Origin of the sequence: Streptomyces sp. Ag109_O5-10 (assembly GCF_900105755.1) — a bacterium.
GTDB lineage: Bacteria > Actinomycetota > Actinomycetes > Streptomycetales > Streptomycetaceae > Streptomyces.
The window spans coordinates 7,443,733-7,458,936 of sequence record NZ_FNTQ01000001.1; the positions used below are offsets into that span (position 1 = coordinate 7,443,733).

A 15,204-nucleotide genomic window follows, 5' to 3' on the forward strand; every position below is an offset into this window, starting at 1 on the left:
TCGCCGCCCGGCCGGAGCATCCCGCACCTCACGCTGTCTCCCCCACCTTCGAAAATTGCTCCTGCAACCCGTCGAGCAACGCCCGCAACCCGGTCTCGAACGCCCGCTCGTCGATCTTCTCCTGGCGCTCCGAAAGGAGATGCGCCTGCCCCAGATGCGGATAGTCGGCCGGATCGTACGCGCTCGCGTCGTCCACGAACCCCCCGGCGAACGACCCCAGCGCCGACCCCATGATGAAGTACCGCATCAGCGCCCCGATCGACGTCGCCTGCGCCGGCGGCCACCCCGCGTCCACCATCGCGCCGTAGACCACGTCGGCGAGGCGCAGGCCCGCCGGGCGGCGGCCGGGGCCCCGGGCGAGGACCGGGACGATGTTCGGGTGGGCCCGCAGCGCCGCCCGGTAGGACACCGCCCAGTCGTGCAGTGCGGTGCGCCAGTCCCGCCCGGCGTCGCGCCCGAGGTCTTCGAACATCGACAGGTCGACCTGCGCGCTGACCGAGTCCGCGACCGCCTCCAGGATCTCGTCCTTGGTGCGGAAGTGGTTGTAGAGCGAGGGCCCGCTCACCCCCAGCTCGGCCGCGAGCCGGCGGGTGGAGACGGCCGCAAGACCCTCCGCGTCCACGAGTTCCCGGGCCGCCCGGACGATCCGGTCGGTGCTGAGGAGGGGCTTGCGCGGTCGGGCCATGGCGCACATAGTAGGGCCCGGGGAAAGAAACTAGCAGTGCTAATTTAAAGGGTGATCACATGGTGAACCTGGGGCTCAGCGAGGAGCAGACCGCCGTACGGCAGCTCGCCCGGGACTTCGTCGACCGCGAGATCACTCCGAACGTGATCGCCTGGGACCGCGCCGAGGAGGTCGACCGGGGGATCGTGAAGAAGCTCGGCGAGGTCGGCTTCCTCGGCCTGACGATCGACGAGGAGTACGGCGGCTCGGGCGGTGACCATCTCGCGTACTGCCTGGTGACGGAGGAACTAGGCCGGGGGGACTCCTCGGTCCGCGGGATCGTGTCCGTGTCCCTGGGTCTGGTCGCCAAGACCGTCGCCGCCTGGGGCACCGCGGAGCAGAAGCGGCGCTGGCTGCCGGGTCTCACCTCCGGCTCGTACGTCGGCTGCTTCGGCCTCACCGAACCCGGCACCGGCTCCGACGCGGGCAACCTCACCACCCGCGCCGTTCGCGACGGCGACGACTACGTCGTCAACGGCACCAAGATGTTCATCACCAACGGCACCTGGGCCGACGTCGTCCTGCTCTTCGCCCGCTCCACCGACGCCCCCGGCCACAAGGGCGTCTCCGCCTTCCTGGTGCCGGCCGACACCCCCGGCCTCACCCGCCGCCCCCTGCACGGCAAGCTCGGCCTGCGTGGCCAGGCCACCGCCGAGCTCGTCCTGGAGGACGTCCGGGTCCCCGCCTCGGCGATGCTCGGACCCGAGGGCAAGGGCTTCTCGGTCGCCATGTCCGCGCTCGCCAAGGGGCGGATGTCGGTGGCCGCAGGCTGCGTCGGGATAGCGCAGGCCGCGCTGGACGCGGCCGTGCGGTACGCCGGGGAGCGCGAGCAGTTCGGCACGCCGATCGCCAGGCACCAGCTCGTCCAGGAGCTCATCAGCGACATCGCCGTCGACGTGGACGCGGCCCGCCTGCTGACCTGGCGGGTCGCCGATCTGATCGACCGGGGGCTGCCGTTCGCCACCGAGTCCTCCAAGGCCAAGCTCTTCGCCTCCGAGGCCGCCGTGCGGGCCGCCAACAACGCCCTCCAGGTCTTCGGGGGCTACGGCTACATCGACGAGTACCCGGCGGGCAAACTGCTGCGCGACGCCCGCGTGATGACCCTCTACGAGGGCACCAGCCAGATCCAGAAGCTGCTCATCGGACGGGCGCTGACAGGCGTCTCGGCGTTCTGAGTACGTCCCTGAGTATCCGGCCTGAGTAGCCGGGGAGTATCGGGGGAGTGCCGGGGAGTATCCGGACGGATGTGGCGCGGGCCACGTCCGGCGATGCTCTGACCATGAGTGACACACCGGTCAGACACCAGAACACGGCCGCCTTCTACGGACAGGCCGTCGCCTCCTTCGCCCTCGCCCTCACGGCCACCGCCATCGGCATCTTCCGGCTGCACGCGGACGCCTGGGTCCGCGGCTTCCTCGGCATCGCCGTGCTCTACCTCGTCACCTCCGCCTTCACCCTCGCGAAGGTGGTCCGCGACCGCCAGGAGGCCGGGCAGATCGTCAGCCGCGTCGACCAGGCCAGGCTGGAGAAACTGCTCGCCGAACACGACCCCTTCGAGAAGCTCTGACTGCTCGGGACGCTCGGGGACCCCTGCCGCCCGGGAAAAGCTCTGAGCGGGCACACTAAGCGCCCGCTCAGCCGGGACGGTATGGTGGTGCTCCGGTATCGAGAGGGGCGAACGAGCGATGAGTACGGCGGAGGAGACGACCGGCGGCGAGGTCGAGCCGTGGGAAGAGGTCACCCCTGACGCGGCCCGGCGCCTGCTGGTCGCAGCCGTGGAGGCCTTCGCCGAGCGCGGCTACCACGCCACCACCACCCGCGACATCGCGGGCCGGGCCGGCATGAGCCCCGCCGCGCTCTACATCCACTACAAGACCAAGGAAGAGCTGCTTCACCGGATCAGCCGCATCGGTCACGACAAGGCCCTGGAGATCCTCCAGACGGCCGCGCGGCGCGAGGGCACCGCCACCGAGCGGCTCGCCGACGCCGTCAGCTCCTTCGTCCGCTGGCATGCCGGGCGGCGCACCACCGCCCGGGTCGTGCAGTACGAACTCGACGCGCTCGGCCCCGACGCCCGCGCCGAGATCCTCGACCTGCGCCGTCAGGTCGACGCCGAGGTGCGCGGGATCATCCAGGAGGGCCTCGCCTCCGGGGAGTTCGACGTCATCGACGTGCACGGCACCACCCTCGCGGTGCTCTCGCTCTGCATCGACGTCGCCCGCTGGTTCAACGTGAACGGCCCCCGGACCCCCGAGGAGGTCGGCGCGCTCTACGCCGACCTCGTGCTGCGGATGGTCGGGGCCAAGTAGCGGCCGGCCGTCCGCGGAGCCTCAGAGGTAGTACCGGGACACCGACTCCGCGACGCAGACCGGCTTGTCGCCGCCCTCGCGCTCGACGCTGAAGGCGACCGTCACCTGCACGCCGCCCGTGACGTCCTCCACGCCGGTGATCTTCGCGGTGGCACGCAGCCGGGAGCCGACCGGGACGGGGGCGGGGAAGCGGACCTTGTTGGTGCCGTAGTTCACCCCCATCTTCACGCCCTCGACCGCGATCAGCTGGGGGCCGAAGAGCGGGAGCAGCGACAGGGTCAGATAGCCGTGCGCGATCGTCGTGCCGAACGGGCCGGCGGCCGCCTTCTCCGGGTCGACGTGGATCCACTGGTGGTCGCCGGTCGCGTCCGCGAACAGGTCTATGCGCTTCTGGTCGACCTCCACCCAGTCGGTCCAGCCCAGCTGCTCGCCCACGGCCGCCTTCAGCTCGTCGGGGGAGGTGAAGATCCTTGGTTCTGCCATGTCGCCGGCCCTCTCGCACTCACGGATCACGCGTGCATTGTCTAAGCAACTGCTTAGCATGGTCGGGAGCGCGTCCCCTGTCAACGGACCGCGGCCCGCGCCCGGTGGGTAGGCTCTGCGGGGTGCCGCAGATTCCCGAGAAGATCCACGAGCTGACCGTGGGCCAGTTGTCCGCACGTAGCGGCGCCGCCGTCTCCGCGCTGCACTTCTACGAGTCCAAGGGCCTCATCAGCAGTCGGCGGACCTCCGGCAACCAGCGCCGCTACAGCCGCGACACCCTGCGCCGGGTCGCCTTCGTCCGGGCGGCACAGCGCGTCGGCATCCCTCTCGCGACGATCCGCGAGGCCCTCTCGGAGCTGCCGCAGGAACGCACGCCGAACCGCGAGGACTGGGCGCGGCTCTCGGAGGCGTGGCGGGCGGAACTGGACGAACGCATCAGGCAGCTGAACCGCCTCCGCGACCACCTGACGGACTGCATCGGCTGCGGGTGCCTGTCCTTGAGCAGCTGCGTGCTGTCCAACCCGGACGACGTGTTCGGCGAGCGGCGCGCGGGGTCGCGTCTGCTGCCGGAGAGCGGGCGGCCGTAGTTCGGGTGCGGGCCGGTGGGGGCTGGTCGCGCAGTTCCCCGCGCCCCTGAAGGACGAAGACACGACTGCGGGCAGGCGTGCCCGCAGGGCGCCGGTAAGCGGCCCCGCCCCCACCCGCACCCCAAACCCCCACTCACCCGCGCCTACTCGAACTCGGTCCCGCCCTTCCGCGTCAGGTACGCCCCGCTCACCGCCTTCGCGATCGCCCGCCCCCCGGTCACCGCGCTGTACCGCTCCACCACCGGCCGGATCACCACACCCTCCCGCAGGTGCAGTCCCCGCCCGGACACGGTCTCCCGCCCGCTCGCGACCTCCAGCACCCGCTCGATGTCGTACGCCCCCTCGAACAGCCGTGGCACCAGGGGCAGCTCGCCCGCCAGGAACCTCGCCGCGTCCAGCCACCGCACCGTCCCGTCGCACTCGGCCGACACGTCGAACGCGGCGTACCCGAGCGACTCCCGCCGCCCGTCGGCCCCGTACGTCAGGTCCTGGACCCCGGCGCCGTACACCTCCCCGAAGATCCCGACCCGGCGTGCGCCGAGCCGTTCGGCGAGTCGGCGGGCCGCGTCGGCGACGCCGTGACCGCGCACCGCCCGCCAGTAGAGGTTGCGCGGATCCTCCTTGAGGGCCAGCGACTTCGCGCCGAAGCCCTTGGAGGAGACGTACACGCGGTCCTCGCCGGCGACATACGTGAGCAGGCACGCCGAACCGTGGAGCTTCTCGGTGAGCACCACGGGCTCGCCGGGCTCGAAGACGCCGGGGTAGCGCTGGATGTTCTCGATGTCGACCCAGGGCAGCAGATCGGGTGCGGACTCGACGTCCCCGTCCATCGTGGGCGGGACCGGTGGTACCCACTTGGTGATGCCGAGGATCTCCGCGAAGTCGGCGCCCTCCGCCGCCGCCCGCGCCAGGTCGACGCCGGCCAGCGCCTTCGGGCGGCACACGATGCCCTGCGACAGCTCACCACGCAGCCGCACCGCCCTGACCCGGTCCGCGTTGCTTCCCGCCAGCCGCCCGGTCAGCCCCAGCTCCTCGATCAGCCCGGCCGGCAGGACGGCCTGTTCGGGGATGTACAGGGCGGTCTCGCCGGTGCGGTACACGCCCTTGGCGACGACCGCGCGGTAGAGGCCCACCTGGGCCAGCTCCAGCGCGTCGGCGTTGGGGTGCTCGTGGACGGTCAGCACTTCGGCGGTGACGCGCAGCGTCGACATCGGTGCTCCTCGCTCGGAGGGAATCCGCGGGATTCCTCAGCTGGGTCTCATCGGACCCCACTCTCCGGACGGGAAACGGGTGGAACCAGCGGATTAGCCGCTGCTATGGCGCTGTCCTGAGCGGTCGCCCACCGCGGGCCGCCCGGCAGTTGGGGGTGCGGCATCCCCGGCGCACCCCCACGTGGTCAGGCCGACATGAGAAGCCGCCCGCGCCTGGCGTAGGCCAGGGCCTCGGCGGTGAGCACCGGACGCGGCACCAGGATCCCGCAGTCCGCGCAGACCGGACCGGCGGAGGGCTCGTGGTCCAGGTCGTACTTCCAGATGAGGCGCTCCCCTTCGCACACCGGGCAGACCGTGCCCGGCTCGCGCTCCAGGGCGGCGATCAGCCGTCGCAGCACCTCGGCGAGTGGTTCGTCGGGATGGACCCGTGGGTCGTCGCACCAGGCCACTCCGAATCCGCCCCAGGTCAGCCGGTGCCAGTCGTCCACGCTGCCCGGGCGGCGCAGCCCGTCGTGCTTCTCCTTCTTGCGGCGCTCGGCGAACTCGCTCTCATAGCCGAGCCATACCGTCCGCGCCTCCTCCAGCTCCTCCAGTGCGCCCACGAGACGCGCCGGATCGGGGGAGCGGTCCTCGGGACCGAACCCGGCCCGCGAGCAGAGATGGTCCCAGGTCGCGCGGTGCCCGTAGGGAGCGAACCGCTCCAGGCACTTGCGCAGCGAGTAGCGCCGTAGCGCCAGATCGCACCGTGGGTCTCGCACCTGTCTCGCCAGACTCCGGAAACCGGCCATCGCCCTGCACCTCCGTCACACCTACGGCTGTACTTCGGTCACTTCGGCGTCACCGCACAGGCTCCGCGCGGCGTTGCCGTATAGACGTATCGACTCTCGAATCGGCTCCATCCGATTTCCGATGCCGTCCATAAGGCCGCCCGCCTTGACCGACCGCCGGTGACACCGCCGACGCGGGCGACCACTCCAAAACTTGACGCATGTTCATCTTCAATCCCGGGGATACCGGCGGTAACGTCCGGCACCACCCCCGTCGTGAGGAGCTGCCATGCCACGGCGCACCAGACATCACGCGTTGTTCGACAGACTGAGAACTCCCCGCAAGCTCCCCGGGTTCCTGAAAGCCGCATCCGTATGCGTGCTCATCGCCGGGCTGCTCTCCCCGCTGGCGGCGGCGACCCCGGCAGGGGCGGCCACGGCCTCCAACGACTACTGCGGCGGCCAGTGTTCCGACATCCTGCCGCCCGGCGAGAACGGCAACGCCACCCTCGCCCAGATCCTGCTCAACCAGATCTTCGGCACCGAACCCGACCACGCCGAGGACCAGCTGGGCACCTACAACAGCCTGGCCACGGGCTACTCCACCCTCACCGACGCGAAGATCAACACGTTCTTCAACGACTCGTCGTTCGGGGTCGCTTCCGATCAAGTCGCCTCCACCGAGAAACCGGCAGGCCGCGGCGACGTCACCATCGTCCGCGACAAGAAGGCCGGTGTGCCGCACATCACCGGTACCACCAGATACGGCACGGAGTTCGGCGCGGGGTACGCGGCCGCCGAGGACCGGCTGTGGCTCATGGACGTGTTCCGGCACGTCGGCCGCGGCCAGCTCACCACCTTCGCCGGCGGCGCCGCCTCCAACCAGGGCCTCGAGCAGGAGTTCTACCGCAACGCCCCCTACTCCGAGGCCGACCTCCAGGCGCAGATCGACAACGCCGTGGCCGACAACGGCGCCCGCGGCCAGCAGGCCCTCGCGGACGCCAACGCCTACCTCGACGGCATCAACTCCTACATCGACGCCTCCGACAGCGGCCGCTACTTCCCCGGCGAGTACGTCCTGACCGGGCACAAGGACTCGATCACCAACGCCGGCACGATCGACCACTTCAAGATCACCGACCTGGTGGCGCTGGCCTCCGTGATTGGCGCCCTGTTCGGCTCCGGCGGCGGGGGTGAGGTCAACAACGCCATATCGCTGCTCGCCGCCCAGCAGAAGTACGGTGTGACGGAGGGCACCAAGGTCTGGGAGTCGTTCCGCGAGCGCAACGACCCCGAGGCCGCACTGACCGTCCATAACGGTGAAAGCTTCCCGTACGGTACCAAACCGGATGATCCGCAGGGCGAAGCGCTGCCCGACGCCGGTTCGGTGGCCACCGAACCGCTCGTCTACAACGCCACCGGCACCGGCGCCGGCCAGAGCGCCACCGCCGCGTCCGAGGCCGCGACCAAGACCGCGCTCGGCTCGGCCAGACGCGGCATGTCCAACGCCCTGGTCGTCAGCGGCAAGTACACCGCGAGCGGCCACCCCGTCGCCGTCTTCGGACCGCAGACCGGCTACTTCGCGCCACAGCTGCTCATGCTCCAGGAGATCCAGGGCCCGGGCATCAGTGCCCGCGGCGCCTCCTTCGCCGGCTTGAGCATGTACGTCGAACTGGGCCGCGGCCAGGACTACGCGTGGTCCGCGACCACCTCCGGGCAGGACATCATCGACTCCTACGCGGTCGAACTCTGCCAGGACGACTACCACTACCTGTTCCACGGCACCTGCACGGCCATGGACGAGGTCGAGCAGACCAACTCCTGGAAGCCGACCACGGCCGACGGCACGGCCGCCGGCTCGTACACCATGAAGGTCTGGAAGACCAAGTACGGCCCGGTCGAGTACCGGGCCACCGTCGGCGGGAAGAAGGTCGCCTACACCACCCTGAGATCCTCCTACATGCACGAGGCCGACTCGATCATCGGCTTCCAGATGCTCAACGATCCCGACTACGTGAAGAGCCCGCAGACCTTCCAGAGCGCGGTGCAGCACATCAACTACACGTTCAACTGGTTCTACGCCGACTCGACCCACACCGCGTACTACAACAGCGGCAACAACCCGGTACGGGCCGGCGGGGTCGACGCCGAGTTCCCGGTCTGGGGCCGGGCCGCCTACGAGTGGCAGAACTGGAACCCGGCCACCAACACGGCCGACTACACCCCGGCCGCCCAGCACCCCCAGTCGGTCGACCAGGACTACTACATCTCCTGGAACAACAAACAGGCGCTGAACTACACCACCGCCAGCTGGGGCGACGGCTCGGTCCACCGCGGCAACCTGCTCGAGGACCGGGTCAGGAAACTCGTCGCCGCCGGGGGCGTGACCCGCTCTTCGCTCGTCAAGGCCATGGCGGACGCGTCGCTCACGGACCTGCGTGCCGAGGACGTCCTGCCGGACCTGCTGAAGGTGGTCAACAGCAGTACGGTCACCGACTCCACTGCCGCCGCGGCCGTCACCAAGCTCCAGACCTGGCTGACCGCGGGCGGCAAGAGAACGGAGACCTCGGCGGGTTCGAAGACGTACGCCAACGCCGACGCCATCCGGATCCTGGACGCCTGGTGGCCGCTGCTGGTGAAGGCCGAGTTCCAGCCCGGCCTCGGTGACGCCCTGTACACCGCGTTCACCAACAACCTGTACATCGACGAGACCCCGTCGGCCGCCCACGGGCCGACCGGTGCGCATGCCGGAAGCTCCTTCCAGTACGGCTGGTGGAGTTATGTCGACAAGGACATCCGGTCGGTGCTCGGGCAGACCGTGTCGGGACCGCTCGCCGAGCAGTACTGCGGCGGCGGCAGCCTCAGCGCCTGCCGGGACATCCTCATCAGCACCCTGAAGACGGCGGCCGGCACCGGCGCGTCCACCGTCTACCCCGGGGACTCGCTGTGCTCGGCGGGCGACCAGTGGTGCGCCGACTCGATCGTGCAGCGCACCCTGGGCGGCATCAAGCACTACAACATCAGCTGGCAGAACCGGCCGACCTTCCAGCAGGTCGTCGAGTTCACGTCACACCGGTGAGCCGAACGCAGGTCAGCCGAACGCAGGTCAGCCGAACGCCGGTGAGCAGCACGCCGGTCGGCTGATGCCGCACGGCGGCGGGGTCACGTGATGTGCCCCGCCGCCAGCACCACCCGCGCCAGTTCGGGGTGCACGATGTCGCTGTGCGCCCCGGACGGCGGCCCGCCCCGCTTCACGACCGCCGCCGCGTCGACGTTCACACAGCCCGGCGCGGCGAGCGGGCCGCGCAGCGCCGCCGCCAGGTCCAGCGACCGGGTGCCCGGCACCTCCTGGACACCGTCGTGGCCCATCGCGCCCCATCTGGCGCCCAGCATCCGCGCGACGTCCTCGCCCAGCGCCGACTCGCAGTCGTCCGCCATCCGCGAGGCCAGCGGGTACAGCGTGCCCAGCGACTCGTCGAAGTGGGAGTAGCAGCACACCAGCGGGCCGTCGATCCGGTTCTGCTGCCCCTGGAGCACCCCGCCGGCGCGCGGGTCGTGCGGCAGCCGGGCGGCGAACGCGTAGTGCGAGAACGCCCCTTGCAGCAGGGTCACGGACTTCACCGTGCGCACCCCGTCCGGCAGCCCGCGTAGCGCGAACGACACCAGCCGGCCGCCGAAGCTGTGCCCCACCAGGTGCACCCGCAGCTCCGGTGCCGCCCCGGCCAGCTGCCCGATCACCCGCCCGAGCCCCCGCTCCCCGACGGTCCCCGCGCGCCGCTTCATCGCGTAGTACGTCGCCTGCCGCAGCAGTTCCTTCGCGCCGTCCCAGGGGTTCGGCACCGTGAACCCGGCCGCGCCGCCGCTGCCCCGCCGGGCGGCCAGCGCCGCCGCGAACTCCTCGCACAGAGCGGTGACGTCCCCGCTGAACAGCACCGGCTCGCTCTGCGGGACGCCCTCCGCGAGCGTGTCCGCCGCGAACAGCGGCTGCGGGCCGCCGGGGAGGACCTCGACCAGCACCCGGACAAGGCGTCCGAACTCCTCCAGCTCGTTCGCCGGCCGCTGGTCCAGCATCCGCGCGATCTGGTCGACCACGGTGGCCCGCCCCGGGAACGTCTCAAGCAGCGCGTGCCGGGTGTCCTTGTCGAGGACGGGTGCCTGCGACTCCTCGGCCTCCATGGCCACCACGGACTTGGGGAAGTCGGGGATCGGCTCGTCGCAGAACCGCATCGAAGGCCAGATCACCCCGGCGTACCCAATGCGTGCCTTCGGCGCGAGCTTCGGGACCGGCGCGAAGAACCGCCGGTACAGGCGGGTCGCCCCGGAACGGTCGTTGTTCCAGCCGTGCGCGAAGACGATCAGGTCGCGCAGGCCGTGGCCGCCGATCTCGTCCAGCAGCCGGTCGCGTTCGGCGCCGTCCGGGTCCCCGTCCGCGTCGAAGGTCAGTTCCCAGTAGGGAGCCACGCTCATCCCAGGATCCGCCATACCAGGCTCCTCGTCCCCCGAACAGGTGCGATGTGCGCGCATCGTCCCGCCACGGGGCAAGGTTGGCCATACAACGCGCCTCACCTGTAGAGGAGAAATTCCTTTCGGACCCGGCGGAACGCGGCGAGTTCGTCCTGCCAGGCGCCGACGATCTCGTCCGGGCCCGCGCCGGCGTCGGTCATCGTGCGCACGCGCGTCGACCCGGTGAGCTTGTCGATCCAGTCGTCCTCGCGCCAGGCGAAGCCGCTCCACGCCCTCTTCGCGGTGACCAGGAGGCCGATTCCGGTGCGCACGGGGTCGTAGGCGGCCCGGTCGTGCACGTGGATCTGCACCCCGCCGACGGTCCTGCCCTGGAACTTGGAGAAGGTGGGCGCGAAGTACGCCTCCCGGAACCGCACGCCCGGCAGCGCGAGTTCGTTGGCGGCGGCCGCCCAGCGCGCGTCGATGCCCTCCGCGCCCAGCAGTTCGAAGGGACGGGTGGTGCCGCGGCCCTCCGACAGGTTCGTGCCCTCGAAGAGGCAGGTCCCCGAGTAGACGAGGGCGGTGTCCGGGGTGGGCATGTTGGGACTCGGCGGCACCCAGGGCAGGCCGTACGCGTCGTAGAAGCGGGAGCGCCGCCAGCCCGTCATCGGTACGACGTCCAGCGCGACCGGCGGGTCCAGGAACTCCGCGTTGAACAGCCGCGCGAGCTCGCCGACCGTCATCCCGTGCGCCTGCGCGATCGGCTGCCTGCCGACGAAACTGGCGAACTCCCGGTGCAGGACCGGGCCCTCGGCGGTGCGGCCGGTCACCGGGTTCGGGCGGTCGAGGACGACGAAGCGCTTGCCGGCCAGCCGGGCGGCCGCCATGCAGTCGTACAGCGTCCAGATGTAGGTGTAGAAGCGGGCGCCGACGTCCTGGATGTCGAAGACGATCGTGTCCACGCCGGAGGCGGTGAAGACGTCGGCGAGGGGCTGTCCGCTCTTGAGGTACGTGTCGTAGACGGGGAGGCCGGTCGCCGGGTCGTCGTAGCGGCCCTCGGAGCCGCCGGCCTGGGCGGTGCCGCGGAAACCGTGCTCCGGACCGAAGACCGCCGTCAGCCGGACCCGGGGGTCGGCGTGCATGACGTCGACGATGTGGCGGGCGTCGGGGGTGATGCCGGTGGGGTTGGTGACGATGCCGACCTTCTGGGCGGCGAGGAGGGAGTAGCCGTCGGCGGAGAGGTGGTCGAAACCGGTCTCGAGGGTGCCGTGGGCGTCGGCCGTGGTGGCCGGCACCGCGGTGAGCGAGGCGGTGGCCGTGGCAGCGGCGAGCAGAGCTCTTCTGGACAGGCGCATGGGTGTGACCTCCACGTCGAGTGCTCCCGCGTGAAGTCTGGCAGGCCGCGGTCCGGATGCGGCGGGTCGCGCGGTTCCCCGCGCCCCTTTCGGGACGCGGTGAGGTGGGCCCTTTCCTGGAACATACCGACCGGTTAGTGTGTCCGTGCTGAGCCGAGTCTGGTCGCGTCGTGTCGAAGGAGACCGATGGTGGGAGCCGTGCAAGATGCCCGAGTCGTCGTCACCGGGGCGGGAGGTGGTATCGGCGCCGCGCTCGCCCGGCGGTTCGCCGCCGAGGGCGCCCGGGTCGTCGTGAACGACCTGGACGGGGACAAGGCGGCCGCGGTCGCGGCGGAGATCGGCGGGATCGCCCTTCCGGGGGACGCGTCCGGCATCGTCGGCGCCGCCCGGGACGCGCTCGGCGGGGGCGTCGACGTCTACTGCGCCAACGCCGGGCTCGGGTCGGGCGGGTCCGAGGCGGCCGACGCGGCCGTGTGGGAGTCCGCCTGGGACGTCAACGTGATGGCGCACGTACGGGCCGCGCAGGAGCTGGTGCCGGAGTGGCTGGAGCGGGGGAGCGCGCGGTTCGTGTCGACCGTGTCCGCGGCCGGGCTGCTCACCATGATCGGGGCCGCCCCCTACAGCGTCACCAAGCACGCCGCGTACGCCTTCGCCGAGTGGCTGTCGCTGACCTACCGGCACCGGGGCCTGAAGGTGCACGCCATCTGCCCGCAGGGCGTCCGTACCGACATGCTCGCCGCCACCGGCAGCGCCGGCGACATCGTGCTCCAGCCGACCGCCATCGAACCGGAGGCCGTCGCCGACGCGCTGTTCAAGGGGATGACGGAGGACCGTTTCCTGATCCTGCCGCACCCCGAGGTCGCCGGCTTCTACCAGGCGCGGGCCACCGACCCGGACCGCTGGCTGACGAACATGAACCACATCCAGCAGAAGTGGGAGGCCACCCGGTGAGCGAGTCGGTGACCGAGTCCGTCTATGCCGCCCGCCCGTGGGTGGGCCTGCTCAACGAGGCCCAGCGCGGGCCGGTCGAAGCGCCCGCCTCGCTGGTGCACGCCCTGCGGGCCGCCGTGGCCGAGGCGCCCGACCGCGCCTGCCTCACCTACTTCGACGGCCGCCTCAGCTTCCGCGAGGTCGACGAGCTGAGCGACTCGGTCGCCGCGCATCTCGCCGGACGCGGCCTGGAGCGCGGCGACCGGGTCGCCGTGATCCTGCAGAACTCGCCGCACTTCGTGCTCGCGCTGCTCGGCGCCTGGAAGGCGGGCGCGACCGTCGTGCCGGTCAACCCGATGTACAAGTCGGGGGAGGTCACGCACGTCCTGCGGGACGCCGAGGTGGCCGCACTGGTCTGCTCGCAGCGGGCCTGGGAGTCGTACCTGCGCGACACGGCCGCCGACTCTCCGGTGCGGATCGTGCTCACCGCGAGCGAGCTGGACTTCCAGACGCGTGACGACGCGCGCGTGCTGGCCTTCGAGCGGCTGCCGCAGGCCGCCGACGCCGAGGACCTGGTCGCCGTCGCGCGGCAGGGCGGCAAGGCCCCCGAGGGACGGGACCCGGAGCCCTCCGACATCGCGCTGATCAGCTACACCTCGGGCACCAGCGGCACCCCCAAGGGCGCCACCAACCTGCACGGCAACATCATGTACAACGCGGAACGGCAGCGGACCGGGCTCGCGCTGCCCGACGCGCCGGTCTACTACGCCCTGGCGCCGCTGTTCCACATCACCGGCATGGTCTGCCAGCTCTGCGCCTGCCTGACCAGCGTGGGCACGCTCGTGCTGACGTACCGCTTCGAGCCGGGCCTGGTCCTGGAGACGTTCGCCGAGCACCGCCCGCAGTACACGGTCGGCCCGTCCACCGCCTTCATGGCCCTGGCCGCCCACCCGGACGTCACGCCGGAGCACTTCGCCTCCTTCGTCAACATCTCCTCCGGCGGCGCGCCGCTGCCGCCTGCCCTGGTGGAGAAGTTCCGCGCCGGGTTCGGGCCGTACATCCGCAACGGCTACGGGCTGACCGAGTGCACCGCGCCCTGCGCCTCCGTGCCGCCGGAGCTGGAAGCGCCCGTCGACCCCGTCTCCGGGACCCTCGCGGTCGGGGTGCCAGGACCCGACACGGTCGTCCGCATCGTCGACGACGCGGGCAACGAGGTGCCCTTCGGCGAGCAGGGCGAGATCGCGGTGCGCGGGCCGCAGGTGGTGCCCGGCTACTGGCGGCGCCCCGAGGCCACCGCCGAGACCTTCCCGGACGGCGAACTGCGCACCGGCGACATCGGGTTCATGGACCCGCAGGGCTGGCTGTACGTCGTCGACCGCAAGAAGGACATGATCAACGCGTCCGGCTTCAAGGTCTGGCCGCGCGAGGTCGAGGACGTCCTGTACACCCATCCGGCGGTACGCGAGGCGGCCGTCGTCGGGGTGCCGGACGGGTACCGCGGGGAGACCGTCAAGGCCTACATCAGTCTTCGCCCGGGAACTGCAACCGACCCGGACGATCTCGCCCTCTATTGCAAGGAGAGACTGGCCGCTTACAAGTATCCGCGCCAGGTGGAGATCCTGCCCGACCTGCCGAAGACGGCAAGTGGGAAGATCCTCCGACGGGAACTGCGTTCCCGACCGCGACAGGATTAGTGGATCCACGAGAAAGGCAGGTGGCGGCAGTGCCCAGGACGACGGACGGAGACGGGGCTCCCGTTCCGCAGCGGCTTCTTGCCGCCGCCACCCGGCTCTTCGCGGAGCAGGGGTACGACCGCACCTCCGTGCAGGAGATCGTGGAGGCGGCCGGCGTCACCAAGGGGGCGCTGTACCACTACTTCGGCTCCAAGGACGACCTCCTGCACGAGGTGTACGCGCGCGTGCTGCGTGTCCAGCAGGAGCGGCTCGACGCCTTCGCGAACGCGGACGAGCCGATCGAGAAGCGGCTGCGGGGCGCGGCGGCGGACGTGGTCGTCACGACCATCGAGAACCTCGACGACGCGTCGATCTTCTTCCGCTCCATGCATCACCTGAGCCCGGAGAAGAACAAGCAGGTGCGCGCCGAGCGCCGCCGCTACCACGAACGCTTCCGCGCGCTCGTCGAGGAGGGCCAGCGCGCGGGCGTCTTCTCCACCGCGACCCCGGCCGACCTCGTCGTCGACTACCACTTCGGCTCGGTCCACCACCTCTCCACCTGGTACCGCCCCGACGGCCCCATGACCCCCCAGGAGGTCGCCGACCACCTGGCCGACCTGCTGCTGCGGGCGCTGCGGCCCTAGATCGTTCGTCACGAGCGGTTCATCCTCCCGTCAACGGAATTTACCGGTCCGCCATTTATTGACCATAGCTTTGCGCTT

At 70.9% G+C, this 15,204-nt stretch carries 14 protein-coding genes; 8 read left to right on the top strand and 6 right to left on the bottom strand.

The features are described 5' to 3' along the window. Positions 1-28: 28 nt before the first annotated feature. Positions 29-685: a TetR/AcrR family transcriptional regulator gene (locus BLW82_RS33950; RefSeq protein WP_093504973.1), complete on the bottom strand. Its 657-nt coding sequence runs from the start codon at positions 683-685 to the stop codon at positions 29-31. A gap of 62 nt (positions 686-747) precedes the next feature. Between BLW82_RS33950 and BLW82_RS33955 the strand changes: the two genes are divergently transcribed. The 3 genes from BLW82_RS33955 to BLW82_RS33965 all read left to right on the top strand — a co-directional run bounded on the left by BLW82_RS33955 (position 748) and on the right by BLW82_RS33965 (position 3,033). Next, positions 748-1,899 carry an acyl-CoA dehydrogenase family protein gene (locus tag BLW82_RS33955; protein WP_093508419.1) on the top strand — a complete coding sequence of 384 codons (1,152 nt, stop codon included), beginning with the start codon at positions 748-750 and terminating at the stop codon, positions 1,897-1,899. Between the two features lie 104 nt (positions 1,900-2,003). Then, positions 2,004-2,291, top strand: coding sequence for a YiaA/YiaB family inner membrane protein (locus tag BLW82_RS33960; protein WP_093504975.1), 288 nt, complete (start codon positions 2,004-2,006; stop codon positions 2,289-2,291). Positions 2,292-2,409: 118 nt separating this feature from the next. Then, complete coding sequence (locus tag BLW82_RS33965; RefSeq protein ID WP_093504977.1) at positions 2,410-3,033, top strand: TetR/AcrR family transcriptional regulator; 624 nt, start codon at positions 2,410-2,412, stop codon at positions 3,031-3,033. A gap of 21 nt (positions 3,034-3,054) precedes the next feature. Here the strand turns inward: BLW82_RS33965 and BLW82_RS33970 are convergent, their stop codons facing one another. Next, complete coding sequence (locus BLW82_RS33970) at positions 3,055-3,516, bottom strand: MaoC family dehydratase (RefSeq protein ID WP_093504979.1); 462 nt, start codon at positions 3,514-3,516, stop codon at positions 3,055-3,057. A 122-nt stretch (positions 3,517-3,638) separates the two neighbouring features. On the opposite strand from BLW82_RS33970, the gene soxR reads away from it, so the two are divergent. Next, complete coding sequence (soxR, locus tag BLW82_RS33975) at positions 3,639-4,103, top strand: redox-sensitive transcriptional activator SoxR (RefSeq protein WP_093504981.1); 465 nt, start codon at positions 3,639-3,641, stop codon at positions 4,101-4,103. 143 nt (positions 4,104-4,246) lie between these two features. On the opposite strand, the gene BLW82_RS33980 is transcribed toward soxR, so the two are convergent. Then, on the bottom strand, positions 4,247-5,314 hold the full coding sequence (locus BLW82_RS33980) for an RNA ligase (ATP) (RefSeq protein ID WP_093504983.1): 1,068 nt from the start codon (positions 5,312-5,314) through the stop codon (positions 4,247-4,249). Positions 5,315-5,499: 185 nt separating this feature from the next. Further along, positions 5,500-6,102 (bottom strand): hypothetical protein, encoded by a 603-nt coding sequence (locus tag BLW82_RS33985; RefSeq protein ID WP_093504985.1) that lies wholly within the window; start codon positions 6,100-6,102, stop codon positions 5,500-5,502. A gap of 268 nt (positions 6,103-6,370) precedes the next feature. Between BLW82_RS33985 and BLW82_RS33990 the strand changes: the two genes are divergently transcribed. Continuing rightward, positions 6,371-9,160, top strand: a complete 2,790-nt coding sequence (locus BLW82_RS33990) for a penicillin acylase family protein (RefSeq protein WP_093504987.1) — start codon at positions 6,371-6,373, stop codon at positions 9,158-9,160. Between the two features lie 83 nt (positions 9,161-9,243). Here the strand turns inward: BLW82_RS33990 and BLW82_RS33995 are convergent, their stop codons facing one another. Next, positions 9,244-10,563, bottom strand: coding sequence for a serine-threonine protein kinase (locus BLW82_RS33995; RefSeq protein WP_093504989.1), 1,320 nt, complete (start codon positions 10,561-10,563; stop codon positions 9,244-9,246). Between the two features lie 80 nt (positions 10,564-10,643). Next, complete coding sequence (locus BLW82_RS34000) at positions 10,644-11,879, bottom strand: exo-beta-N-acetylmuramidase NamZ family protein (RefSeq protein WP_093504991.1); 1,236 nt, start codon at positions 11,877-11,879, stop codon at positions 10,644-10,646. Between the two features lie 186 nt (positions 11,880-12,065). Between BLW82_RS34000 and BLW82_RS34005 the strand changes: the two genes are divergently transcribed. From BLW82_RS34005 to BLW82_RS34015, 3 genes are read left to right on the top strand one after another with little or no spacing between them, the layout of a single operon-like run. Continuing rightward, the gene (locus BLW82_RS34005) at positions 12,066-12,830 is read left to right on the top strand and encodes an SDR family oxidoreductase (protein ID WP_093504993.1); all 765 of its coding nucleotides are present in this window, start codon (positions 12,066-12,068) and stop codon (positions 12,828-12,830) included. 8 nt (positions 12,831-12,838) lie between these two features. Further along, a complete protein-coding gene (locus BLW82_RS34010) occupies positions 12,839-14,503 on the top strand; it encodes a class I adenylate-forming enzyme family protein (RefSeq protein WP_093508420.1) in 1,665 nt (554 codons plus the stop codon). A 29-nt stretch (positions 14,504-14,532) separates the two neighbouring features. After that, complete coding sequence (locus tag BLW82_RS34015; RefSeq protein WP_093504995.1) at positions 14,533-15,126, top strand: TetR/AcrR family transcriptional regulator; 594 nt, start codon at positions 14,533-14,535, stop codon at positions 15,124-15,126. The last annotated feature ends 78 nt before the right edge of the window (positions 15,127-15,204 follow it).